This window comes from Rummeliibacillus sp. BSL5 (genome assembly GCF_052928305.1).
The window spans coordinates 58637-84494 of record NZ_JAVGCV010000001.1 but is presented as its reverse complement, the minus strand read 5'-3'; the positions used below and the strand labels follow the sequence as shown (position 1 = coordinate 84494).

General features: G+C 37.5%; 24 protein-coding genes and 1 other annotated feature. Of the genes, 12 read left to right on the top strand and 12 right to left on the bottom strand.

Annotated elements, in window-relative coordinates; translation table 11 throughout:
• Positions 1-25: 25 nt before the first annotated feature.
• Positions 26-1711 carry a septation ring formation regulator EzrA gene (ezrA, locus tag RCJ93_RS00445; RefSeq protein WP_446738115.1) on the bottom strand — a complete coding sequence of 562 codons (1686 nt, stop codon included), beginning with the start codon at positions 1709-1711 and terminating at the stop codon, positions 26-28.
• A gap of 145 nt (positions 1712-1856) precedes the next feature.
• On the opposite strand from ezrA, the gene hisJ reads away from it, so the two are divergent.
• Positions 1857-2651: a histidinol-phosphatase HisJ gene (gene hisJ / locus RCJ93_RS00440; RefSeq protein ID WP_446738114.1), complete on the top strand. Its 795-nt coding sequence runs from the start codon at positions 1857-1859 to the stop codon at positions 2649-2651.
• An 18-nt stretch (positions 2652-2669) separates the two neighbouring features.
• A complete protein-coding gene (locus RCJ93_RS00435; protein ID WP_066788911.1) occupies positions 2670-3155 on the top strand; it encodes a GAF domain-containing protein in 486 nt (161 codons plus the stop codon).
• 14 nt (positions 3156-3169) lie between these two features.
• Here the strand turns inward: RCJ93_RS00435 and RCJ93_RS00430 are convergent, their stop codons facing one another.
• A complete protein-coding gene (locus RCJ93_RS00430) occupies positions 3170-5038 on the bottom strand; it encodes a diguanylate cyclase domain-containing protein (RefSeq protein ID WP_446738113.1) in 1869 nt (622 codons plus the stop codon).
• A 392-nt stretch (positions 5039-5430) separates the two neighbouring features.
• Between RCJ93_RS00430 and rpsD the strand changes: the two genes are divergently transcribed.
• A complete protein-coding gene (rpsD, locus tag RCJ93_RS00425; RefSeq protein ID WP_066788927.1) occupies positions 5431-6033 on the top strand; it encodes a 30S ribosomal protein S4 in 603 nt (200 codons plus the stop codon).
• A gap of 668 nt (positions 6034-6701) precedes the next feature.
• Here the strand turns inward: rpsD and RCJ93_RS00420 are convergent.
• Positions 6702-7253 carry a hypothetical protein gene (locus RCJ93_RS00420; RefSeq protein ID WP_446738112.1) on the bottom strand — a complete coding sequence of 184 codons (552 nt, stop codon included), beginning with the start codon at positions 7251-7253 and terminating at the stop codon, positions 6702-6704.
• A gap of 258 nt (positions 7254-7511) precedes the next feature.
• On the opposite strand from RCJ93_RS00420, the gene RCJ93_RS00415 reads away from it, so the two are divergent.
• From RCJ93_RS00415 to RCJ93_RS00405, 3 genes are all read left to right on the top strand, one after another.
• Positions 7512-8021 carry a DUF3231 family protein gene (locus RCJ93_RS00415; protein ID WP_446738111.1) on the top strand — a complete coding sequence of 170 codons (510 nt, stop codon included), beginning with the start codon at positions 7512-7514 and terminating at the stop codon, positions 8019-8021.
• Between the two features lie 130 nt (positions 8022-8151).
• A complete protein-coding gene (locus RCJ93_RS00410) occupies positions 8152-8409 on the top strand; it encodes a transporter suffix domain-containing protein (protein ID WP_223823561.1) in 258 nt (85 codons plus the stop codon).
• Between the two features lie 170 nt (positions 8410-8579).
• On the top strand, positions 8580-8894 hold the full coding sequence (locus RCJ93_RS00405; RefSeq protein ID WP_223823562.1) for a CotD family spore coat protein: 315 nt from the start codon (positions 8580-8582) through the stop codon (positions 8892-8894).
• Between the two features lie 56 nt (positions 8895-8950).
• Here RCJ93_RS00405 and RCJ93_RS00400 read toward each other — a convergent pair whose 3' ends face one another.
• The 3 genes from RCJ93_RS00400 to RCJ93_RS00390 form a co-directional block, all read right to left on the bottom strand.
• The gene (locus tag RCJ93_RS00400) at positions 8951-9727 is read right to left on the bottom strand and encodes a sulfite exporter TauE/SafE family protein (protein WP_446738110.1); all 777 of its coding nucleotides are present in this window, start codon (positions 9725-9727) and stop codon (positions 8951-8953) included.
• A gap of 81 nt (positions 9728-9808) precedes the next feature.
• On the bottom strand, positions 9809-10105 hold the full coding sequence (locus tag RCJ93_RS00395; RefSeq protein WP_446738109.1) for a rhodanese-like domain-containing protein: 297 nt from the start codon (positions 10103-10105) through the stop codon (positions 9809-9811).
• Positions 10106-10121: 16 nt separating this feature from the next.
• Positions 10122-10385, bottom strand: a complete 264-nt coding sequence (locus RCJ93_RS00390) for a metal-sensitive transcriptional regulator (protein WP_150284824.1) — start codon at positions 10383-10385, stop codon at positions 10122-10124.
• 151 nt (positions 10386-10536) lie between these two features.
• Here RCJ93_RS00390 and RCJ93_RS00385 point away from each other — a divergent pair, with 151 nt between their 5' ends.
• Complete coding sequence (locus RCJ93_RS00385) at positions 10537-10791, top strand: glutaredoxin family protein (protein ID WP_446738108.1); 255 nt, start codon at positions 10537-10539, stop codon at positions 10789-10791.
• 103 nt (positions 10792-10894) lie between these two features.
• On the opposite strand, the gene tyrS is transcribed toward RCJ93_RS00385, so the two are convergent.
• Positions 10895-12163: a tyrosine--tRNA ligase gene (tyrS, locus tag RCJ93_RS00380; protein WP_446738107.1), complete on the bottom strand. Its 1269-nt coding sequence runs from the start codon at positions 12161-12163 to the stop codon at positions 10895-10897.
• 46 nt (positions 12164-12209) lie between these two features.
• Positions 12210-12410 (bottom strand) — a binding site (T-box leader).
• Between the two features lie 462 nt (positions 12411-12872).
• Here tyrS and RCJ93_RS00375 point away from each other — a divergent pair.
• The 4 genes from RCJ93_RS00375 to RCJ93_RS00360 all read left to right on the top strand — a co-directional run bounded on the left by RCJ93_RS00375 (position 12873) and on the right by RCJ93_RS00360 (position 18310).
• Entirely contained in the window at positions 12873-15557 is a 2685-nt protein-coding gene (locus tag RCJ93_RS00375; RefSeq protein WP_446738106.1) for a transglycosylase domain-containing protein, read from the top strand.
• A 290-nt stretch (positions 15558-15847) separates the two neighbouring features.
• Entirely contained in the window at positions 15848-16480 is a 633-nt protein-coding gene (locus tag RCJ93_RS00370; protein WP_251647213.1) for a GNAT family N-acetyltransferase, read from the top strand.
• A 19-nt stretch (positions 16481-16499) separates the two neighbouring features.
• Positions 16500-17150 (top strand): acetoin utilization AcuB family protein, encoded by a 651-nt coding sequence (locus RCJ93_RS00365; protein ID WP_446738105.1) that lies wholly within the window; start codon positions 16500-16502, stop codon positions 17148-17150.
• Entirely contained in the window at positions 17147-18310 is a 1164-nt protein-coding gene (locus RCJ93_RS00360; protein WP_446738935.1) for an acetoin utilization protein AcuC, read from the top strand. The genes RCJ93_RS00365 and RCJ93_RS00360 overlap by 4 nt, the downstream gene beginning before the upstream one ends.
• Before the next feature lie 53 nt (positions 18311-18363).
• On the opposite strand, the gene ccpA is transcribed toward RCJ93_RS00360, so the two are convergent.
• Complete coding sequence (gene ccpA, locus RCJ93_RS00355) at positions 18364-19362, bottom strand: catabolite control protein A (RefSeq protein ID WP_066788961.1); 999 nt, start codon at positions 19360-19362, stop codon at positions 18364-18366.
• A gap of 292 nt (positions 19363-19654) precedes the next feature.
• Positions 19655-20740: a bifunctional 3-deoxy-7-phosphoheptulonate synthase/chorismate mutase gene (locus tag RCJ93_RS00350; protein WP_066788964.1), complete on the bottom strand. Its 1086-nt coding sequence runs from the start codon at positions 20738-20740 to the stop codon at positions 19655-19657.
• Positions 20741-20921: 181 nt separating this feature from the next.
• Between RCJ93_RS00350 and pilM the strand changes: the two genes are divergently transcribed.
• Complete coding sequence (gene pilM / locus RCJ93_RS00345; protein WP_446738104.1) at positions 20922-23072, top strand: pilus assembly protein PilM; 2151 nt, start codon at positions 20922-20924, stop codon at positions 23070-23072.
• Positions 23073-23123: 51 nt separating this feature from the next.
• Here pilM and RCJ93_RS00340 read toward each other — a convergent pair whose 3' ends face one another.
• The 3 genes from RCJ93_RS00340 to murC form a co-directional block, all read right to left on the bottom strand.
• Positions 23124-23669, bottom strand: a complete 546-nt coding sequence (locus RCJ93_RS00340; RefSeq protein ID WP_066788967.1) for a YtxH domain-containing protein — start codon at positions 23667-23669, stop codon at positions 23124-23126.
• 16 nt (positions 23670-23685) lie between these two features.
• Positions 23686-24147 carry a DUF948 domain-containing protein gene (locus RCJ93_RS00335; RefSeq protein ID WP_066788971.1) on the bottom strand — a complete coding sequence of 154 codons (462 nt, stop codon included), beginning with the start codon at positions 24145-24147 and terminating at the stop codon, positions 23686-23688.
• Between the two features lie 213 nt (positions 24148-24360).
• Positions 24361-25665, bottom strand: coding sequence for a UDP-N-acetylmuramate--L-alanine ligase (gene murC / locus RCJ93_RS00330; protein WP_446738103.1), 1305 nt, complete (start codon positions 25663-25665; stop codon positions 24361-24363).
• Positions 25666-25858 lie beyond the last annotated feature (193 nt).

Below are 25858 nucleotides of genomic sequence, written 5' to 3'. Positions count from 1 at the left end.
TGCATTTCTATTATGAACGCCAAACCTAATCCTTGGCAAGTACTTGAATTTTTTTCATAGCCCCTGGCTCAGCCGCTTCTACGGCAGTTGCAGCCGTCTCCAGAGCTTTGGCATACCTCATATCACGAAATGCTGCTTCAGCTTCTAATAATTGTTGATGCATGGCTGGATTTGTCTTGCGGTAACGGTTGCCATACTGAATAATTGATTCAATTAATTGAACATTCTCAAGCATTTCAACTGCTGTTTGTCGAACTTCTTCTATACATTTTTCTGCAATTTCCAAGTTCTTATAAACCGTTTCCATATTAAGAGGGATCTCTTGCAGATTGTTGACCACAATAAAGATTCTTTCAGTAGCTTCTTCTAATCTAGCATCCATTTCCTCCGGAATACCTGGAAGATTTGCTTTATGTATCATTCGTTCAGTATCAGACAGCATTTTTCTTAAGTTGTTCAATGTAGCTCTTGCTTTATTTTCATCTATGCGAAGGTTGTTCATGCGTTCAGCAAATTGTTTTTGTTCTTGGAATAGATTTTCTATTGAGTCCTTCAGCTCTTTTAGAACCTCTTCCATGCTTGAATAAGCAGATTGTTCTTCTCGTACCTCTACAGCTAAAAAGTCATAGCGTTGTTGAAGAGCCAGCAGCTGTTGTTTGCAGTTTTTAGGAATTTCTGCTTCCCGTGAAGGCAATCGATAGCTTTTTTGGACTGCTTCCGCTTCTATAGCCATTTCCTCTGTCGCTTTTAAAGTTGATTCCAGTTGCTCGCCGATAGAGACAAAATGAAGATCAACATATTTCTTCCCAATGACTTCTTTTTCTAATGCATCGTAGAAGGATTCAATCTCATCTTTTATTACTTCTACTTGCTGTTGAACATTATCAATATCCAAATCAGCTACTTTTTGTTTGAATTCAGCTAAACTTTTTTCCATTTCCTCTAGCTTGTCTAAAATCTCCAAATGTACAAGGAAGTAGGATTGGTCTTCCATCTCTCGATGCCCATTTCTAATTTCGTGAATATCTGATGGAATTTTGTGTTGAATTTCTGTAAGGAGCGTTGGGATTTCATTAATCAATTTAAAGGTTTGTTGTCCTTCATTACTTAAATTCACAACTAATTCCCTTGCCTTCAGGTAATTTCCTGAGCTCGTTAATTCCTCGTATTCTTCGAATTGTGGAGTAAATGTTTCTAGTCTTTTCTCAAGCGGAACAGCAGCAGGACCATATGAATATTGATGGGCAAGGAGAGTCTTACGAGCCGAACGATATTGTTCCTTCAACTGTTCAATCTCAACTCTATTTTTCTCTTCGCTTCCAACTAATTCATCCAACTCTTTCAAGATGATGGCCATTTCATTGTCATACTCAGTTATGCGCGAATCGATATCTTTTTCTATTTCTGTCGCCTTGCCAAAACGAAACTTATCTACTTGCTCTTCTGCATCAAAGAGCAGTTCGTCAATTTTCGGCATCTCAACATCCATGAGCTCTGTCCATTTATTTCGCCAACGTTCAAACATTTCTTCTGTTTGACCATTCATGTTGAGTGCCTTTACTTTCATCAACTCTTCTAGCACTGGCTTATTTTGAATTTGTTGCTTATTTTGTTCTAGTCTTTGAATTTCAGTTCGATGTTTTCGACGAAATATAAAGACAATTGCTATAATTATACATAATACGATGATTGCGGCAATGAAAAAACTCATCGTAAGCCCCCTGTCCCTAATCAGTTTTTCAGCATCTAATTAAGCTTAATATTACCATGTTTTTTGTTTTTTTGTTTATCTATATGAATGATTTCTCATTAATTTATCTATAATTCGATTAATTTTTTAAAAATGGAGGGATTTTATGAAACGTGACGCCCATATTCATACCCCTTTTTGTCCTAACGGCACTACAATTCCTTGTGAAGATTATATCAAAAAAGCAATTAAATTAGGCTATGAGGATATCACCTTTACAGAACATGCCCCATTGCCTTCAAATTTTGTCGACTTTTGCCCGAAAGAAGGCCGAACAATGAGTCCAGGACGTTTACTTGTTTACATGGATGAAATGCAAAGACTTAAAGAAAAATATAAAGAACTCATTCATATTCGCATTGGCTTTGAGGTAGATTATCTTGAAGACTATGAAAGAGAAACGACAAGTTTTTTAAACCTTATAGGCCCACATATCGATGATGCAATGTTAACTGTCCGATTCCTCAAGTGTGGTCAATCTTATACATGTGTCGACCATTCTTTTGATCAATTGACAAGTCTCGCAAGAAAAAAGGATACGCTACAATCCTTTTACAACCTATATTATAAAACCATAACAAAATCTATCCAATCAAACTTAGGGAATTATAAACCAAAGAGAATCAACAATCCTTTGCTTTTCCCTACTGATGAGCTACAAGAAAATCTACTATTTAAACAACAATTAATAGATATTTTAAAACTCATAGCAAAACACAACTATGAATTGGATGTAAATTATGCTACTCTATCAAAACTTTATTGCAATGAGTCACATCCAACCGTATCATATATATCATACGCAAAATCATTAGGAATTCCTATTATTCATGGTTCAGATGCCCATCACCCAGATGATTTGCATCCTTATGAGGAAGGACTTTTTCCATTTGATCGCTAAACAACGGGAGGTATAGGAATGTTTCAAAAAGTAAATTACAGCGGCGATATTACAGCCCAATATCAATTACTAGCTAAGCAGTTGGATGCATTATTAGATGGAGAAATGGATTCCATCTCGAATTTAAGCAATGCTTCAGCTTTACTTAACCAATTTTTAGATAATATTAATTGGTGCGGATTTTATCTTATGAAAAATAATGAATTGCTTCTAGGGCCTTTCCAAGGACTCCCTGCATGTGTGCATATCCCGCTTGGCAAAGGCGTTTGTGGTACATCGGCCTCCACGCGAGAAACATTAGTTGTAGAGGATGTCAATGCTTTTCCTGGGCATATTGCTTGTGACAGTGCTTCGCAATCAGAGATTGTTGTCCCTCTAATCGTTAATGGAGAACTCTATGGGGTGTTAGATATTGATAGCCCTATAAAAAATAGATTCAGTAACGACGATCAAGCTGGTCTTGAACAGTTCGTTAATGTATTAGTCCGTCATATTCACCTATAACAAAAAGCTGATGCTTAAGCATCAGCTTTTTCATTTATATTCGGTCCTTGAAAGATGCAATATTTATTTTTCCCTGTATTTTTAGCTTCATAAAGAGCCACATCAGCATTTTTAAAAACACGTTGGTACGTAAACCGCGCATCGCTTCTCCATAATGCAATACCTGATGAAATAGTAACTGGAGGGCTAGTCACCTTTGGTATGCTATTAATAATCTTGCCAACTAAAGCCATTGTTTCATCAAGTCCTTTGTTAGGCAAATAAATAGCCATTTCTTCTCCTCCCCAACGCGCACAAATACCTTGGTTCTCTACCAAACTCTGTAGATGTTTTGCTATCATAAGTAGAGTAACATCACCTGTCTGGTGGCCGTACGTATCATTTATCTTCTTAAAATCGTCAATATCACATAAAATAAATGCGCCGAAATCATCTACTTCCATAGAATGTTCTATATATCTTTCTAAATATTTACGAGCATACAGTGTTGTTAAGTGGTCTCTATCAATCATTTCCTGGAGTTGCTCTCTAAGTAGAATATTAGAAATTGCTAAGGAGGAATGCCGAATTAAAGACTGCATTAGTTTATAACTATCAAATGAGAAATAGTAAGAGTCCACATGGAATATTGCACAATATCCTTGTACCTTCTCATTTATAATAATAGGGACAACGATCATTGAATTATACTTTGTCTTTTCTGCCACCACTTGGCTAAACTCAGCTATAAAGAGAGGCTCCATACTTTTCTCAAAGTGTGTTGCTATAAACTCTTTGTACACAGAAGCGTTTTCCTCGCAAAAGAAAGCAGCCGTATCTCCCATATATTGATAACCATCATGAGATTTAAAGACAAAACAAATTTCTGATGGCAAAAAAGATTTCTTTAGTTGCATTGTCAAAAAAGTAATGATTTCTTCCTTATTAAGCTTCATATTTAACCTTTGCGATGTTTCATTGATTAGCTGCAGATCTGCTACTAGGCGATGCGACTGGTGATAAAGTTTTGCATTTTCTAGAGCATTGCCAGATGTCTGTGCTAAATGAGACAAGAATTTCTTTTCTTTTGAGCTAAAATGATAATTAGGTGAAGCAAAAATTTGGAGCACACCATATATGCCTTGCTTTCCAATAATAGGCACATTCAGCAAGTAGCTGTTGATATCCTTGGCTTCCTCCGATGTAATCTCTCCTGATACATAAGCTTCAATCGTAGAAGGTCTTTCTAATAAATAATCAAATACCTCTACATCTTCAATTTGTAGACGGTCTTGGTCATTCGATAAGATCAATTTTGATTTAAATTGTGGAAATGTCCTTTTAATGCTTTGAATCATCGCCTCTAAAATCGTATTAATATTCATAGTGGAATGAAAAATAGCCGTCATTTCATATAATTCTCGATTTAATTTTGCTTCATAAAAGTTTTTCTCTTTACTTATAAGAGACAGTATTAGAGTTGATAACAACGTTTCTAATTCTTTTACGTAAGGCGTCGAGGCAAAACATTGCCACTCGGGTGTGCTTTCAACAATAATTAAAGCAAAAATATTGTCTTTTTCATCTTTTAGGATGATGGCGTCACTATCTATTTTAAGTACTTTATTTATCAACTTTGCACTTGTGTCAGATAAAGGATGTGTTTCTCCAACATAAGGTGCAATTGAATTAAACGGAAGTGCTTGTAAGGTTGAATTTGGTAAAGGACATAATAAGCCGTGTTCTAGCTTTAAATATTCTACTTTTTTCATTTTAAATTCTTGTTTGGCGATCATTTGAAATTCATGCAAATATTCAGTATCTGTCAACGACTGATCTACATGAGCAATCCAAAAATCCAATAGGTAGCTTTTAATGTTTTGTATTATTTGGAGATTTCTCAATATTATATCACCTTTTTCTTTGACCATTATCTAAGTAGTTATGACTATTTCCGAATAAAATAAATAAGTATATTAAACTATTAATAATTAATAATTTATTCCGATAATCTCAATTATAAATCACTGTGTAATTTTTTGCCACTGGATTTCTCAACTATATTTAATTGATTTGCTTGACAGAAAACAGTCCAAATACTACAATATACTTTGTGTAAAATAAACGCAGCGGTTGTATGGTTTGGTTGTTCATTTTATTCCTCTATTTAATAGACGGTGTATTGGTAACTCTTCGGCTGCATGAGCGAAGATACATGAAAATAAAATGGCAATGGAGCTAAATACAATTGGTTTTTATTTTATGCTAAATAAAAAACCAAAGGAGGAGACTATTAATGTCTCGTTATACAGGTCCATCTTGGAAACTATCACGTCGCTTAGGTATTTCTTTAAGCGGTACAGGTAAAGAAATCGAAAAGCGTCCATACGCTCCAGGTCAACACGGCCCAACTCAACGCAAAAAATTGTCTGAGTACGGCTTACAATTACAAGAAAAACAAAAACTTCGTCATATGTTCGGTATGAACGAACGTCAATTCCACAACCTATTTGTTAAAGCTGGTAAAATGAATGGTGTTCATGGTGAAAACTTCATGATCCTTCTTGAAACTCGCTTAGACAACCTTGTTTACCGTCTTGGTTTAGCTCGCACTCGTCGTGCTGCTCGCCAATTAGTAAACCACGGTCACGTATTAGTTGATGGCAAACGCGTTGACATTCCTTCATACAGCGTTAAACCAGGTCAAGTGATTTCTCTTCGTGAAAAATCTCAAAACCTTGCAATCGTTAGCGAATCAATCGAAGTAAACAACTTCGTTCCAGAATATCTTTCATTCGATGCTGACAAAAAAGAAGGTACATTTGTACGTCTTCCAGAACGCAGCGAATTATCTGCTGAAATCAATGAAGCGTTTATCGTTGAGTACTACTCAAGATAGTCTTTAAAGATTTCAAAAGAACTCTTTTTAAAAGCCTTGTTCCCGTTATATCAACGGTTGCAAGGTTTTTTTGTTTTTCTCTGTTCCCCAATCCTCCTCATAATCACCCGTTTATTTTTGGGGGATGTACTGGGGGAACCCTCTGATTAATCATCAATATGCAGCTTCAAAAGCACTGGGGGAGCCTCCAAACCCTTGATAATACTGTTGGGGAGTATATTAATATTACAGGCAGCCGAAAAAACGGCATTCCTCTTCAGATACTTTTAAAGAGTGCCGTTATTTATACTTTTTCATGATGTATAACAAATCGGTTTCTAAATAAGTTATTTTAACCTATATTTTACTAAGGTTCGATAAAAATTCGAATTCAGCGCCCCTATCCAATATCGTTAGAGATTTATCCTTTACAATAATTTTTAAATAATGGTTTTTAACTTCTTCTTTATTTAACTTTTAATTTGGTGTGAAACTAATCCAAACAGTCCATAAGAGAATAACTTTTTTCAATAGAATAACACTTCCTAATAAAAGGTATGTTCTTTTTTACTGAACCTACCTATATCGTTTCTCTTATATAGATTTCATTAAAGATAGCTCTTATTATACTTTGATAGCTATGTTTTTAACCTCAACCAATTTTTTAGATGTAGTTGCAATAATTCTCATTAAGCTAACCTTAAAATAACAATAGACGCGCTGATAACTGCTGGAATCCCTGCAACATTCCCATTGAATAAATTTTTTGGAGCAGTATTAATATTTCTTAAAGTAAGGACATCTGATGCGTTTAAAGATGTGATTACTTGACCATTTTGTGTTGCAGTATTAGGAATACCTCCATAATTTGATCCTGCTATTTGGTTATCGCCATTAAAAAGAGCAAATGCATAAGGGCCAGCCAAAACAGTCACTTCAAAGATAATAAGATAATTACCTGTTTGATTTATAGTAATCGGTGCTGTACCTGGTATATGTGTTACAAACCCTGCAGGTGTAATATTGCCATTTGTATTGAAAGTAATTGAGCCATTGCTTGGGACAACTTGTGGTTCAGTATCATAAATATAAGCAAACCCTGGAAGCCCCGTACCTACAGGTTGTTCTGGAACCTGTACTCCATGAAAATTGTTTTTGTTATTACAACTTTCTTCGCAGCTTTCATTTAATCTGTAAATTTTTTTATTTCTTGCTCCCTTTTTAAAATTTTCAAAATCCATTTTATCACTCTCCTTGTCTTACTATATTATTCAATGGAGGGACAAATGAATTAGATAATTCGACTAATCCTGTATGAGATTTTAATAATTAAATAAAAAACCACTATATAAGTCATATTTTGAACAATGGATATATTGGTACATAGAATATCCCTAGTAGCGGATATAAGCATTTTTTAAAAGAAATAATGTATAAGTACTATTTGGATGCACATTCTATTTAAGTCATATTATTAAAATACGAGTGGAGTGTTAAGAATGGGTATGTTAAGCGGAAATCCGAAAGAACAGCCATTAAATTATGGAGAAGCAATCACTATTTGGACGAATTTTGCCACTAATAATGGTTTAATTGCGGCTTACCAAACATTATACAATCATACAGGCGATAAAGAATTAGGCAAACTCCTTGAAGAGGCCATTCAATGCTGTAAAGAAGAAAATGAACAATTAGAAACTTTGTTGAAAGTGAATGGAATTGCCCTTCCTCCAGCACCACCTGAACGACCAAATGCTAATTTAGAGGATATTCCAGCTGGTGCTAAATTTAACGATCCGGAAATCTGTGCAATGCTTGCTGCAGACACTGCTGCTGGATTAATGGCTTGTAGCCAAGCTCTCGGCATGTCTATCAGAGAGGACATCGCCATGATGTACGCTCAGTTCCATATGAAGAAAGGCCAATTTGCAGGAAAAGTGCTCAAATTGGAAAAAGAAAAAGGCTGGCTTATTATGCCGCCATTGCATTTAAACTATCCAGATGAATAAAAAGAGTGAGGCTACCTATGAACTCTGGGTAGCCTTCCTTCATTTTTAGCTTCACTATTAAACCTTGTGATTTTACCAGTACTCCTCTATAGTTTTATACATAAACTATAACAACAGGAGGATTCTTGAATTGCCTACAGACAAAAAATTCATTTATAAACTAGGAATTGGACTTTTAATCTTCTCTATGGTTCTATGGCTAATACCTGTTATAACTCCATTTTTCCCAATTTCATTAAAGTTAAAGGCAGGAATTATAACTAGCGTGCTTATAATTGCGGAAGTTATCTTTTGGATCGGTGCTTTGCTCGTTGGTAAAGAGGCAGCAGCAAAGTTCAAAAGTTATTTAAATCCTAATACGTGGAAAAAAGCAAAAAGAAATAAATGACCCATCACTTACTCAAAAAAATTTCTATTTTCTTTACATAATTAGGTTTCTATTAAAGTTGCAGTATGGAAAAACCCATTGCATCAATAGGCAAATGACCGCTGTGTTTATTTTCAAGTGTCATATCTTATTAAGGACACACACCTTAACACACAAAGGAGGTCATTTGAATGAATAGAAGACATCCCCACCATTGTCAGCCTTGCAATATGCCAGAATTTTGCCCACCGCACATGTTACCTGCACAATATGATCCGCCGCGGGTATCTCCTACACGCCAAGTTGTAAGAACTAATATTATTCCTACTGTCGTACCACATATACATCCAACACATGTAACAACAGTTAATCGGCATGTAATCAACAATCAACACTACTTCCCACAAACACATTCTGTTGTGGAAGAATGCGTTGAGAATAACACAGTTTGCCCTATGCCAATGCCTCATCCAAGACACCAAATGCATCACAGAGGTCGCTGTTAGTCAGTGAATAATGAATAAAGCTAAGGCGTACAAACGCCTTAGCTTTTATTATTTTACTAAACACTCAAAAGTACATCCCACCAAATTTTTGCTGCTGTTATGATTAGCAGGCCAGCGAACGTCCATTGTAATTTTTGAACAGATAATTTTTTACTAATACGAACACCAATAGGAGCACCAATTAAACCAGCAACCGCCAGCCAAATGGCCAATCGATAATCAATGCTATGTGATAATATTTTTCCAATGATGGTGCCTATAGAGGATAAAAAGGTTATGGCAAGAGATGTCGCCATGGCTGTACGTGTTGGAATTCGGATAACTTGAATCATTAGAGGGACAAAGAGAAACGCTCCTCCTGCTCCTATCATACCTGCAACAAAGCCGACGATAATACCTGTAGCAACAGCTAATACACCTGTCACATTTTTCGCCCATCTACTTTCCCCTGCATCCTTCTTAGGAAGAAACATCATCAATACTGCAACAATCGCTAGAATGCCATATAACATATTTAAATATGTATCAGGTACTTCCTTGGAGACTAATCCGCCTATAAAACCACTGACTAACGCAGGAAGCCCTATTAGCCATATAAGATTGCCTCGCAGGGAACCATCATTTTTATGTGTCAAAATACCGCTCAATGTTGAGAAAAATACTTGAAATGCCGTTAAGCCGGATACTTCTAACGAAGTAAATTTTTCGAAACCAAGCAAGGGTGGTACGAAAAATAATAAAGGGTACATCACAATGGCCCCACCGACACCTACTAACCCTGAAAAAAACGAACCGATAATCCCAAGTATGATTAATACAACGATTAGCCCCATTCTTCCCCTCCTATTCTCATATTAACTACAAGCAAAAAAGGGCACGCGGATTGCATACCCTATTTTCATCTATATAGCTAGCTATTCAATAGGACCGTCCCAAGCCAACATTCCGCCTTCCATATTGACCGCTTGAAATCCCTGTTCCTCCAAATATTGAGTTGCTTGTCCACTTCGATTGCCTGAACGGCAGACCATAATATATTCCTTATCTTTGTCTAATTCATTTAGGTTTCCTGGTAATGTGCCTAGCGGAATCTCTTTTGCTGTACTAATTTTCCCAGAAGCTATTTCCTCAGGTTCACGTACATCAATAAGAGAAAGTGCTTGTCCTTCTGCTAATTTCTTTGCTACTTCGCTTGGTGTAATTGTTTTCATGACTATCTCCCCTTTATTATCTGCTTTTTACTAATAATTCAACCGCTTCTTTAATCAACGTTTCTGAATCCTTGCCGTTTGAATTTTTTTCTTCTTTCATACAATGCACTAAGTTGGTGCTCACAATCAGTCCAATAGTACGGTCGATAGCTGAGCGAGAGGCAGAGAGTTGCGTGATGACATCCTTACAATCCTTATCTTCCTCAATCATTCGCAGAACACCTCGTAGCTGCCCTTCAATCCTTTTTAAACGGTTGCGAATTTGATCATTATATTCCATATACTCACCTCACAGGAACTTCTACTCATATGCTTATATAATATACCCAGATAGGTATCAAATCAAGAAGAACAGATTTATTCCTCTTGCATTATAATACCCTATGTTGTATAGTTTACATACCTATTAGGGTATAATCAGGGAGGAAGATATGATGAAACTTGATATAACTATATACTCTACATCGAATTGCGGTTATTGCGATTTGATGAAAAGTTTTTTGCAGGATCAAAATTTACCCTATAAAGAAGTCCACATTGGAAACAATCCAGACGTGGCACAATTTTTAATGCAAAAAACCGGTCGACTAGGAGCACCACAGACTTCTATAAATGGTGAATGGGTGTTAGGATATGATCCGAATACAGCAAGCCGCATTATTAACAGATTTAAAAGATTTTCTTAAATAGATTTGCAAAAAGTTTAAACAATGTATTGAATCTACTTCTAAAATTATAAAACCGCAATGTTGGGAATTTCTAAATTTCCCCCATTGCGGTTTCTTTTTTTTAATTAAATTTCACCATATGATATTTCTTTTTACCTCGACGAATGATAGCAAACGCATCTTCCATACGATCTTTTGCATCGACTACATAGTCTAGATCCTTTACTTTTTCCCCGTTAATTGAAATAGCGCCATTTGTAACATCTTCACGTGCTTGGCGTTTAGAAGAAGAAATGTTTGCTTCAACTAATAGATCTACAATATTTTTTTCTTCTTTTTGCAATTCAACTGATGGTATGCCTGAAAAAGCAACTTTCATTTCGTCTGCTGAAAGTGATTTCAAATCACCAGAGAACAATGCAGCAGTAATGCGAAGTGCTTGATCTAACCCTGCTTCTCCATGGATAAGCTTTGTCATTTCCGCAGCCAATGTTTTTTGAGCCTCGCGAAGATGCGGCTCTGATTCCACTTTCTCAGCCAACGATTCAATATCTTCCCTGCTTAGGAACGTAAAGATTTTCAAATACTTAATCACATCAGCATCCGCAGTATTCAACCAGAATTGATAAAATTCATAAGGAGACGTTTTTTCAGGATCAAGCCAAATCGCTCCTCCTGCTGTTTTACCGAATTTCGTCCCATCTGATTTTGTTACTAATGGAATTGTAAAACCGAAAGCTTTTGCTTCTTCGTCATGCGTTTTACGAATTACTTCAAGGCCTGTTGTAATATTACCCCATTGATCAGAACCACCAACTTGGATTTTAACATTGTAATGATCATATAAATGGTTAAAATCCAACCCTTGAATCAAGGTATACGTAAATTCAGTAAATGACAATCCAGATTCTAAACGAGAAGCAATAGTATCTTTGCTTAGCATGTAATTGATGTTGATTAACTTGCCGTAGTCGCGTAAAAATTCAATGGTACTTAATTTTCCAACCCACTCGTAGTTATTAACAAGTTTTGCGCCATTTTCACCCTCAGAGAAGTCAAAAATTTGTTCTAATTGTTTTTTAATCCCTGCTACGTTGTTATCAATCTGTTCGGCTGTCAAAAGACTACGTTCTGATTGTCTTCCGGATGGGTCGCCAATCATACCAGTTGCGCCGCCAACTACCAATATTGGTCTATGTCCAGCTTGTTGGAAGCGACGAAGAGTTAACATAGGTACAATATGGCCGATATGCATCGAGTCAGCAGTCGGATCAACGCCTACATATAGAGAAACACTCTCTTCAGTCAATAACTTTTCCATGCCTTCCTCATCTGTTTGCTGATATAGCAATCCTCGCCATTGTAAGTCTTCTAGTAGTGCATTTGTCATCATTTTCCCTCCTAATAAAAATAAAAACGCCCCTGCATTTAAAAAATGCAGGGACGTTAATTACCAATTTAACGCGGTACCACCCAGCTTGAAGATTTCCATCTTCCGCTTAAATCGCTTTATCGCAGCGGCTGCGTTCTTGCTCCCCATGTGTAATTCACGTCCATACTATGACTAGCTTGCACCAACCGCTAGCTCTCTAAACAGGAAATATGTCCATTACTCAGGCATGCTTCATCGCAAGAATATATTAATGACTATTTTACTGCATTTTAAGTTGTTGTCAATAAGTAATCTTGTCGTTGATTCGACTTATGGTATAATAGACAATATTTTAAAAGGTTATAAAATAGCACTTTGGATTATTGCTTGTATACTAAAATATTTGTATAAATACATATAGAAAGAGATAGACTATATAAAATGATACTTCACCAATCTGCATTAGGCAGACGTACAAAAAATAGTATTCTTTATTATGTTCTTTTTTATACAAAAACATTAGAATCATAGCATGTATTCGTGCCTATAACCTGGACTTCTTAGTACAACAGATGCTACCAAGGTAGCCTTTGGATGGGCACTATTATAGCAGTAGTGCGCATTTCTTTTGGAATTCATACTATAAAAGGAGGTAGGCCTCTTGCTAAAAGTGGATCATCTAACAAATGATATGATTTTTTAGCATTGGTCGCGTGTGATTGAAAAAATGAAAGAATGGATAGCCACTATAAATCAAAAGCTCGATCAATTAGCCGAGAAAACAGGAATGAAGTATTTCCGTATTACTTCTAGCGTCATTTGGAATTTATTTTTGATCTTCATTCTGTTTGTTGTAATGGGGCTGGTATTTATCGGCTCGATTGGCGCTGGCTACTTCGCTTCGCTTGTAAAGCATGAGCCGAATATGCCAAAAAGCGAAATGCGACAAGCAATCTTTAATTATGAGGAGACGAGTACCCTCTATTTTTCTGGCAATAAATATTTAGGAAAAATGAGGACTGACCTTGAGCGTCAAAGAACAACACTAGACAAAATATCTCCTTATGTTATTGATGCAGTGCTTGCAACAGAAGATGAATACTTCTATCAGCACAATGGAATTGTACCGAAAGCAGTATTACGAGGCGTTTTTCAAGATGTCAGCAACTCCTCTACCCAAACAGGCGGTTCAACTCTAACACAGCAATTAATCAAAAACCAAATACTTACAAATGAAGTGTCCTATGAACGGAAGGCGAAAGAATTACTATTAGCTATGCGTTTAGAACACTTTATGTCAAAGGATGAAATATTACAGGCCTATTTGAATGTTATTCCTTATGGTCGGAATGCCAGTGGACGGAATATTGCCGGCATTGAAACAGCAGCACAAGGTATTTTTAATAAAAGTGCTAAAAAACTAAACCTAGCTCAATCAGCTTATATCGCAGGGATTCCACAATCACCTTACGCGTATACACCCTTCACACAAAAAGGTGTGTTGAAAGATAAAGAAAACCTACGCCTAGGTATTAATCGGATGAAAACTGTATTGTACAGAATGAACGATACAGGCTATATAACTGATAAGCAGTACAAAAAAGCATTAAAGTATAATATTGTGAAAGACTTTAGGAAGCCTGAAGTACAAGCAGAAGAAAAGTATCCTTATGTTACGTATGAAATTGAATATAGAGCCAAAGAAATTATGGCACGCATTTTGGCTAAAAAAGATGGTATTGATACGAATCGACTAAAGAATGAAGACAAACTAAAAGAGAAATACACCATTTTAGCTGACCGTGAACTGAGGTCAAAAGGCTATAAAATTTATTCAACTATCGACCAAAAAATGTATGATCATATGCAAGAAGTTAAAAATAATTTCCCGTATTATGGTCCAACACTTAGCACCCAAAAAACTGACCAAGAAACAGGTAAGGTTAGCACTACCCCTGATCCTGTTCAAGTAGGTAGTATTGTGATAGAGAATAAAACAGGTAAGATTCTCAGCTTCGTCGGTGGTCGGGATCATAATATTAAAGAGGTCAACCATGCATCTCGAACTACTCGTTCAAATGGTTCGACAATGAAACCTTTGCTTGTCTATGCACCTGCCATTCAATATGGCTTGATTGGAGCTGGAAGTCCGGTTCCTGACGTAAAATTCCAAATTGGTGTTGGGGAAAATGCATATAAGCCTACAAACTATACAGAGACAGATGAACGCGGGTTGATATCTGCCCGGGAAGCATTAAAAGACTCTCAAAACTTGCCAGCTGTCCGTTTGTACGCAAAAATTATGAATCGGAAACCTATGGAGCTATTAAAGAAAAACGGGATTACAAGTATAGCACCATCTGATTATACGGCTTATGCAGCTGCACTCGGTGGTATAGCTAATGGTATATCCGTCGAGGAAGATACAAATGCATATGCTACTTTTGCTAATGGAGGAAAGTTTGTTGACGCATATATGGTCAGCAAGATAGTTAATAATGAAGGCAAAGTAGTGTATAAACACAAAGTAAAATCTAAACGAGTTTATAGTGATCAAACATCCTATATTACAACTGATATGCTGCGCGATGTATTAAAATCAGGCACCGGAACAACTGCCAATAGCAATTTGAAATTCAGAGCAGACTTTGCAGCAAAAACAGGTACTTCAACAAACTATAACGATGTTTGGTTTGTAGGTTATAATCCTGATATTTCCTTAGGTGTTTGGATGGGCTATGATCAACCACAAACATTAAATCAAGGTAATGCTGTTTATGGTATTCCAAGTACACGTGTAAACTTATTATGGGCTCGCCTAATGAATGCCTTGTATGATACAAACCCGGGTCTTGCAACAGCAGGAGGAAAAACATTTAAGCAACCTGCAGGAGTAGTCAGCCGAACATTCTGTGGCTATACAGGTAATGCTCTTACATCTGCTTGTGCAGGACACTCAAGAACCGATTTATTCAATGCAAATGTGATGGTACCAGGAGCTGAAACTGGTTTTTCTGGTGGTCGCTTATCAGATACATTTATTCAAAATATGCTGGCTCCGTTTGGTGGGGATCCATCAAAAATCTATGGACCTAAACCATTGAAAGAAAAGAAATCACAAACGCAAAATCGCTCAGCAAACAAGCCAAACAGTAATTCTCAATCAACACAGTCTACGACACGAAACAAACAAAATACTCAACAGAATAACAACTCCTCTACTAGCAATTCAGAGGATAAATCTATAGGCCAAGGCAGCAACCAATCAAATCAAACGGGTCAAACAAATCCAAATAAAGATAAAGACAAAGATAAAGACGAAAATCCGTCAAGCAATAATCAAAATAACTCAAACAATGCATCAGACAACAAAAAAGATGACGGCCAAAAAACTGAGCCAGATGATGATTAAAAAGCAAAAAAAAGCATTTCAACCGCTCCCATACGGTGAAATGCTTTTTTGCTGTTCATGAATCCATAGAAAGTGGATGCAGACCAGCTCTATAAATACCCCTTTAGTTGAACTTTCTCCCTCCAACCACCTTTTATTATAGTACATTTTTACAAGAATATTAATTCTTTTTTGTAGATTGCACAAATTCTCCTTTCTGAAATCATCCATACAATATTCTTAATTCCTCCGTTTTTTTCTGCTTTAGTCATGTATAATACTTATAATAACTCACTGAAGGTGGTGAATGAATGGAACACATCCGGCGTTATCATGCGAGAGAACTAGACACAGCGCATGGCAAGATTATAATTGAAGGCCCTGTCCCACCAGAGGAATTACAAAAACTGTCATTCCATCAAGATTTGACGGCTTTTCGGACACCTGAAAAACAATTTGCTGCTATTATAAAAATAGCGAAACGACCAGAGGGCCGAATGATGATTGCTCGGTTGGATAATACAATTATCGCATACGCCACATTCCTTCATCCAGATCCATTAGAAAGATGGTCCGAAGGCAATTTAGAAAACTTAATAGAATTAGGCGCCATAGAGGTCGCCTCAGAATATCGAGGGAATCGGATCGGTAAAAGCCTGCTTCAGGTGTCGATGCTTGATGATATGATGGAAGATTATATAGTCATTACGACGGAATATTATTGGCATTGGGATTTAAAGCGTACAGGGCTTACAATCTGGCAATACCGAGACATGATGATTAAAATGATGCAGGCAGGTGGGCTAGAGGTTGCTGCAACGGATGAGCCTGAGATTGCCTCACATCCAGCCAATTGCTTAATGGTTCGAATCGGCAAACGTGTAGACCAAACATCGATTGATAGATTTAATTCCTTACGCATAGTCAATCGCTATAACAAGTGATACCTAAAGGGGTGACCATATGTTAATTGAAGAGATTATGAATAAACAAGTACTGACATTACAGCCTACTCACACGATGGCAGATGCTGCAAAGCTCATGAAAGAAAGAAAGATTCGCCATGTGCCAGTTGTAGATGAGAATGGGAAACTCTTAGGCCTAGTAACAGAAAGAGACTTAAAAAATGCATTACCTTCTTCCCTATTAAAAGATGGTGACACATCACTTTACCACCGAACATTGGATCAAATCATGATAACAAACCCTATCATTGGGCATCCTCTAGACTTTGTTGAAGAGGTAGCCCTCATTCTTTATGAGCATCGCATCGGCTGCTTGCCAATCGTCAGCAAAGGTGAACTGGTTGGCATTATCACAGGAACAGATTTACTTTACACTTATATTGAAATTACGGGTGCGACTAAGCCAAGCTCACAAATGGAGATACGAGTCCAGGACCGAATTGGCGCGCTACACGAAGTTACCAAAATTTTTGCTAATCATCATGCAAGTATATTAAGTGTTTTAATCTATCCGGATTCGAAAGACGATGAAAATAAAATATTGTCTATTCGGCTAAAAATAATGAATCCGCTTCCAATTATTGATGAGTTACGCAAGGAAGGATTTGATGTGCTATGGCCCAATATTCCAACCAAATCTCGCCAATGAAAAAAGCGGTGTTCGTATACTCACCTGAACAGTTGGATTATAAATTTTCTGAAACACATCCTTTCAATCAGAAGAGGCTTGAACTTACAGTAGACCTTTTGAAAAGCATTCATGCGTTAGATGACGAGGATATCATAACACCTCGCGCTGCAACAGATGAGGAGCTTTTGCTTGGGCATGATTCCCGCTATATTGAAGCCGTAAAAATGGCGGGGCATGGTCATCTAACAGCAAAGCTTGGAGAGCCTTTTGGTATCGGAACAGAAGATACGCCGATTTTTCAAAATATGCATGAAGCCAGTTCTAAAATTGTCGGCGCTACATTGACAGCCTGCGACTTTGTCATGCAAGGCAAATCACAGCACGCCCTTAATCTCGGTGGCGGACTACATCATGGTTTTAAAGGGCGAGCTTCTGGATTTTGCATTTATAATGATAGTACAGTCGCTATTAAATATATGCAGCAAAAGTATAACGCACGTGTTTTATATATAGATACGGATGCCCACCATGGAGATGGCGTGCAATGGAGCTTTTATGACGACCCCAACGTTTGTACAGTTTCCATCCATGAAACGGGGCGCTACCTGTTTCCTGGCACCGGGGCTGTAACTGAACGTGGCAATGGACCTGGATATGGGACGTCCTTTAATTTTCCGATAGACGCCTTCACTGAGGATGAATCTTTCTTAGATGTTTATCAAACGGCATTAAAGGAAATTACAGCTTATTTTAAACCTGATGTCATTCTTTCTCAAAATGGAGCAGATGCTCATTATTTTGACCCATTAACACATCTATGCGGCACAATGAATATCTATAGAGAAATTCCTAAGCTAGCTCATGAACTTGCACATGAATTCTGTGATGGTAAATGGATTGCAGTTGGCGGTGGAGGATATGATATCTGGCGTGTAGTACCAAGAGCTTGGTCCATGGTTTGGACAGAAATGACGGACAAGGGTACACCGATAGGCAGCATCCCTCAAACTTGGCTTGACCAGTGGCAAAAAGAATCCCCTGTAAGCCTTATTCCAACTTGGGATGATCCCGAAAATATGTATGATCCAATTCCACGCAAAGCTGAGATTAGTGAAAAGAACCAACAAGTATTAGATAAAGCACTATATCAAATACGCACAAAACAGAACTCTCATTAATATAAAAAAGACGCATTCCCTTTCTTAGAGAATGACGTCTTTTTCTTTAAACACTATTTAGTAGAGTTTCTTTCAATCATGCGATATGGCAATATAACTTGGCCATCTTCTACATTTTCTTTGTTCATGTATTTTGTTAATAAACGCATCGATACAGCTCCGATATCATACAAAGGAAGAACAACACTAGTTAATTGTGGCCTTACCATACGTGCAAGTTTTGAATTCTCAAAGCTGATGACTTCATAGTCCTCTGGCACACTCTTGCCTAGATCTTGTGCTCCATGGATGATGCCAATGGCCAATTCATCGCTTCCAGCGAAAAAGGCAGTTGGTGGATCGGCTAGTTGGCTAAGTGTTTCAAAATCCTCCAAACCGCTATCGTATGAATCCTCAGTTGCAATAACAAGATCTTCATCTAAAGCAATGCCCTCTTCTTCTAAGGCCTTCTTATAACCTTCAAACTTAAATTTTTTATTAATGGTTGAAGAGAAAGGACCAGATATATAGGCGATGCGGCGGTGACCATTGGCGATTAGATGTTTCACCGCTTCATAGGCCGCTTGCAAATAATCAATATTGACAGATGCTATTTCCTTCATCTCGTCTAATGTACCTGCAAGTACGATAGGGACAGGTGAATGACTCATTTTATTTTGCAGCTCTTCGCTTACTTGGTCGCTCATCATCACGATCCCATCAACTTGTTTTCCATACATATTATCTAGCAGCTGTAGCTCCTTCTCTTCCCTTTGATCAGAGTTAGATAAGATAATATTATAACGATACATAGTCGCGATATCTTCTATTCCTCTCGCTAATTCAGCATAGAAAACATTTGAAATATCAGGGATAATAACGCCTACAGTTGTCGTCTTTTTGCTTGCTAATCCGCGCGCTACTGCGTTCGGTCTATATTCTAAGCGTTCGATTACATCGAGGACTTTTTTTCTAGTTGTGGGTTTCACATTTGGATTGCCATTGACCACGCGTGAAACCGTAGCCATCGAAACATTTGCTTCGCGTGCTACATCATATATTGTAACGGTCAATTTTTTGCCTCCTTCTTTATCTCGTGTTAACAGACAGTATAACCTTTCGTTTTGATAAAAAGTCAACTGCCCATCACTGCCCGTTTGGGTCCTCCAATACACAGTGAAAGCAAAATATTCTTCCGCTATGTAATGCTACACTTTGTTATACCCTCTATAATACGATAGAATGAAAACGTTTTTCAAGAAATTAAAAACGGCGACTCAACTAACGAATCGCCGTTTGTCTTTGAAAATAGGTAAGATTATATCCAATCTAGGTGAGTGGCACTGACTGCCATTCCCCTAAATATTACTTTTCGATTTGGTAATTTTTCATGAATTGTTGCATTTGATTGTAGAATTCATCAAATTGCGGAATACTCATTTGCTGCTGTGAATCTGACAAAGCAACAGCGGGATCTGGATGAACTTCTGCCATAACACCATCTGCTCCAATAGCAATAGCAGCTTTTGCGCAAGGCAATAACAAATCACGTCGCCCAGTGGAATGCGTAACATCCACTAATACTGGTAAATGTGTTTCCTGTTTCAGAATAGGAACAGCTGAGATATCCAATGTGTTGCGAGTTGCTTTTTCATATGTGCGAATACCGCGTTCACAAAGAATAATTTGATCATTCCCTTTAGAAATAATATATTCAGCTGCATTGATAAATTCATCGATTGTAGCGGCAAGACCGCGTTTTAATAACACAGGTTTCTTCGTTTCTCCAGCAGCTTTTAACAATTCAAAGTTTTGCATATTACGCGCACCAATTTGAATAACATCTATATAATCAAGTGCTTCATCTAGATGTGCTGGCGTAACAATTTCAGAAACAACACCTAGACCATATTTAGCCCCTACTTCTTTTAGGATTTTTAGCCCTTCTAAGCCTAACCCTTGGAAATCATAAGGGGAAGTACGTGGTTTATATGCCCCGCCTCGCATTAATTTTAATCCTTTATGGCTGATTGCTTCTGCCACAAGTGCAGTTTGTTCATATGACTCTACTGCGCAAGGGCCAAATACGAATGTTGGTGAGCCCTGGCCGACCGTTTCGCCATTAATCGTTACAATCGTATCCTCTTTCTTCTGCTTCCGTGAAACTAACAGCTCTTTTTTATGATCAGTCTCTTGAAGTTTCAATGCAGATTTGAAGATTTCCTTAAAGATATGTTCAACAGTCCCTTGGCTCAGCGGACCATCGTGATGTTCTTTTAATAGATTTAACATATGCCGTTCACGAAGGGGATCATAACGGTTGACACCTTGTTTTTCTTTAATTTTTCCAATCTCTTGAACTACTTCAGCACGTTCATTGATTAAACGCAATATCTCAAGGTTTAATTCATCAACGCGGTCACGCAGGTGATCTAAATTTTGATGACTCATGCCGTTTCTCCTCTCTCCCGTGTATCCAGACCTTTCAGAAGTCTGAAAACTATGATACATTTTATGATAATAGGATTATTATAATCGTTTTTAATATGAATGTCACGCATATTTTCTTTAACGCTTCAACGCGATAAAGTTATTCTTAATTATATTCATTTTTTTGAAAGGTTGTGTGTATGTGTTTAGTAAATTTTTTGCGTTAGATATCGGCACCCGCTCCGTTGTCGGCATTATTCTTGAACAACAGGGAGAACAGTTCCATGTAGTTGATTTAATTTCAAAGGAGCATAAGGAACGTGCCATGGTAGATGGCCAAATACATAATGTGATTCATGTCTCTTCAGTTATAAAAGAAATTAAAGAAGAATTAGAGGAAATACATGGTCCTCTTCTTAAAGTAAGTGTAGCTGCAGCAGGACGAGCCTTAAAAACAGAGCAGGCATCAACAAAGCTTAATTTAATCAACCGCCAGCCTCTTACAGAAGATGATATTCATCGTCTTGAATTAGCAGCTGTACAATTAGCAAGCCGGCAGTTACTAGAGCATAAAGAACAAAAGAGAGGCAGTCATTATTATTGCGTAGGTTACTCTGTTTTATACTATCGCTTAGATGGCCAAGAAATTGGTAGCCTCCTAGATCAGCAAGGAGAAGAGGCAGAGGTAGAAGTCATTGCGACTTTCCTTCCTAGAGTCGTAGTCGAATCGTTAATTGCTGCTTTAAAGCGCGCAGATTTAGAAATGGAAGGCCTTACGTTAGAACCGATTGCAGCTATCAATGCGCTAATCCCCTCTACAATGCGTCGATTAAATATTGCATTGGTTGATATAGGAGCAGGCACTTCTGATATCGCTATCACAAATAAAGGCACTGTTGTAGCATATGGCATGGTACCAACCGCCGGAGATGAGATTACAGAAGCCTTAAGCGATCATTATATACTGGATTTCCCTGTTGCAGAAGAAGTGAAAAGAGCCCTATCAACACAGGAAGAAGTGCTGATTGCTGATATTCTTGGTTTTGAGCAAAGCTATCCGAAAGAAGAAATTGTTGATATCTTGCGCCCTGCTGTCACATCGCTTGCGGAAGCTATTGGCCAAGAGATTTTTCATTTAAATAATCATACTGCCCCAAAAGCAATACTTCTGGTAGGGGGTGGAAGCCTGACACCCGAGATCACGACTGAAATCTGCAAATTCCTTCAGATTCCTTCTAATCGTGCTGCTGTTCGTGGAATTGATGCGATTCAAAAGTTGACATTTGAAGAACATGTGTCGGCTTCACCTGAGCTAGTGACCCCTATTGGTATTGCGATGGCAGCAAAAAATACACCGATCAAGTACATGTCTGTCGAAGTGAATCAGCAAACAGTCCGCTTATTCGAGCTAAAAGAAATGACCGTTGCAGATGCCTTGCTATCCGCCAATATCAATATTAATCGACTATATGGTAAGCCTGGATTAGCCATGTGCGTCAATGTGAATGGGCAGGATATATTTGTACCCGGCGGTCACGGCGAACCGACTGAGATCTTTGTAAATAACGAAAAAGCGAGTATCAAAAAACCAATTAAAAATGGTGATAGTATATATTTAATTGAAGGTAAAGATGGAGAAGCCGGTACTGCTACCATTGCAGATATTATCGAGTATAACGGTCCAGCGAAAATAACTATAAATGATAGTTTGCATCAAATCGAGCCAAGCATTAGAATAAATACACAACACGCAGATATCGCTGCAAGCCTATCAGATGGAGATGTTTTGGTATTTGACCATTCCCATACAATAGAAGAGTGTTTACGACTAACAGGACAAAGTCATCTCGTCCAACGGCTAGAGCCATTCCCTATTTCATTGGATGGACAATCCTATACTATCCAAAATGCTGAAGGTTCAATTTTAGTCAACAATCTCCCTGCATCCATCCAGTCTAAAGTGAAAGACGGTGATGTGATTGATATTAAGAAGGGAGAGTATCCCTCGGTACAAACTGTAATGGCGCAGATGAATCTTCTGTCTGCTAAACAGATAACTGTATCCTTTCAACAGAGAGAGGTACGATTAGAAAAAGAATGCTATCAAGCTATCGTTAATGGTGAACCCGTTCCCTTTACAACACAATTAAATAGAAACGATCATGTAGAATTAAAAGCTATCCAACTTGACTCCTTTAAATTCCGTGATGTGTTTCGATATGCTGATTGGAAAATGCCCGATCAATTCAAGGGCACATTTACACTTCTTCGAAATAATCAACCTTCTACGGTAGAAGCAGAGATATTTGGGGGAGATCAATTATCAATTCAGTTAGTTCCTGCTGTGAATTAAAAAACCTAAAGCATAAAAAATACGCCAGAGTAATTAACTCTGGCGCATTTTTTATTTTTTCTGAGATTCTTCTATTGCTGACATTGCTTCTTCTACAGCATTGCTTACTGCCGTAGGTTCATTGTTTTCTGATTCATACTCAGCAATTGTTTTCTCCATTGTTTCCATAATATCAAGCGGCTCTTCACCTTCTGAAGAAACAGTTCCATCATCAAGCGGCGGAGTAGCAGCTGGTTTCAATGATTTCACCTTATCAACCAATTGGCCAGATTGCACTTGGACTTTTTTAGAAATCTCTGCTGTTTTTTCTTTTGCAGAGTTTGTAATGCCAGCACTTTTTTCTTTTAATTGACCTGCTTGTACTACTACATCGTTGCGAAGCTCTTTACCTGCTTTTGGAGCTAAGAATAAAGCTGCTGCAGCCCCTACAATACCGCCGACAAAAGCACCGATGACAAAGTCTTTCATATTGACGCTGTCTTCATCTACCGCGTATAAAGCGTCCGAACGTGATTCATAGGGTTTTGGCAAATATGTTTGATCCTGATTCTCATAACCTATTTTTCTTACGTCGCCATAATTTGGTTTTTGTTCCATCAAAAGTAGCCCCCTTTTAGATATTACGATTATTACTTGTTGCTGCATCATCATAGATGGTATTCGCAGCTTTTTGCTTTTTCATTTGTGCACGAATGCCTAAAACAGCATTTCCCCATTGAATCACTTGTGCGATTTGCTCACTATTTTTTGAGACATTCGTGTTAACAGAAGAAGTGACATGTTTAACTGAATCACTTAACCCTTTCACTGAATCTCCAAATCCTTTAACTGCTGTTACAACTGAATTCAATTCTTGTGATTTCACTTGAATATCAGCAGCAAGTAGATTTGTTTTTTCTAGTAGGTTTGTAGTTTCTCGTGTAATGCCTTGCATTTGTCCTTCGATGCCAGCCATTGTACCAGCAACATGATCCATTGTTTTCTTCAAGGCGCCTAGTGTCTTAGCTAAACTAATGCACAAAATAAGAATTCCTATTCCCACTAGCAACGCAGCGATGTATAAAATGACAATCATTTTTAAACCCTCCATTTCTGTATATATTGGATTTTTCCACAAAATAAGTGTATTTAAACATCACTTACCTAATTACATTCTACAAACTTTCTTGAACTCCTGCCAGTTAAAACTCTAACTAAGCTGATAAAAGAGCCAATTGCCTTATATATAACCGCTTTTAACCATAAAAAAACCGCAGAAACAGAAAAGTCTGTACTGCAGTTTTCATTACTATGCTTCTTGTAAAAGTTCTTCGAATGCGGTCTGGAATTTATGTATATCTCCAGCTCCCATAAATAAAAATACCGCATTTTCATGGCTTAACAATTCGTTGATGTTTTCTTTGTTTAACAAATGGCTTTCCTCAATTAAGTTCGCCAAATCCTCAATTGATAAGGCGCCTCCCTTTTCACGAGCCGAGCCAAAAATATCGCACAAATAAACACAATCTGCCCCGCTTAAGCTATTAGCAAAATTCTTTAAGAAAGCTTGCGTACGTGTAAACGTATGAGGTTGGAAAATTGCAATCAGCTCTTTATTAGGGTACTTCTGGCGGGCTGATTCTATGGTCGCACTAATCTCAGTTGGATGATGCGCATAGTCATCGATTAATATGCGGCTTCCTCGTTCTGTTTCAGTAAAGCGGCGTTTTACTCCATGATACGTATGCAGTCTCTCTTGAATAAGGGCTGCTGGAATACCTTCATAATGGCAAAGCGAAATAACAGCCAATGTATTTAAGATTGTATGATCTCCGTACATTGGAATGAAGAATTTACTATAGTATTCATTGCGAACATACACCTCAAAAGATGTACCTTCTGTTGTTTTTTCTACATTGCGTGCTTCAAAGTCATTTTGAGAGCCAAAACCATAATATACAACTGGAACATTGGCTTGAATTTTTTGTAAGTACTCATCGTCACCACAAGCGACAATCGCCTTTTTCACTTGCAATGCCATGGATTGGAATGCACTAAATACATCATCAATATCCTTATAATAATCTGGATGATCGAAATCTATATTTGTCATTACTGCATAATCGGGATGATAAGCTAGGAAATGGCGCCTATATTCACAGGCTTCCATAACAAAGTTCTTAGCATCTTTCATTCCTCCACCAGTACCGTCTCCTATAAGAAAGGATGTAGGAGTAGCTCCTTCCAGTACATGAGCCATTAAACCGGTTGTTGATGTTTTACCATGAGCTCCCGTAATAGCAATGGAAGTAAATTTTTCCAAATATTCGCCCAAAAATGTATGGTAGCGTATAACTTCCAAGTTCATTTCCTTTGCCCGTATAATTTCCGGATGGCTATCTGGGAAAGCATTTCCAGCAATAATAGTCATCCCTTCCTTAATATTATCAGGGTCAAACGGCAAAATTGTAATATTTCGTTTTCTTAGCGGTTCTTCTGTAAAGAAATGTTTTTCAATATCAGACCCTTGCACAGATTCACCTGAATCGAATAATATTTGTGCAAGTGAACTCATTCCTGAACCTTTAATACCTGTAAAATGATAAACTGTCATGTTGAAACCTCCCGGGAAAGTCTCCTTACCCTTGAATAATCAAATCTCTGTAACGGCTCGCTATAAATTTCATGTCATTCAACAATCCTTTCAAAAGCATAAAGGATGAAGAGATGGCAGATTAGTCTAAAATAAGCAACCAGCCATCTTATATATATAACTCTTTTTATGTCGATGCCTTATTAAAACAACT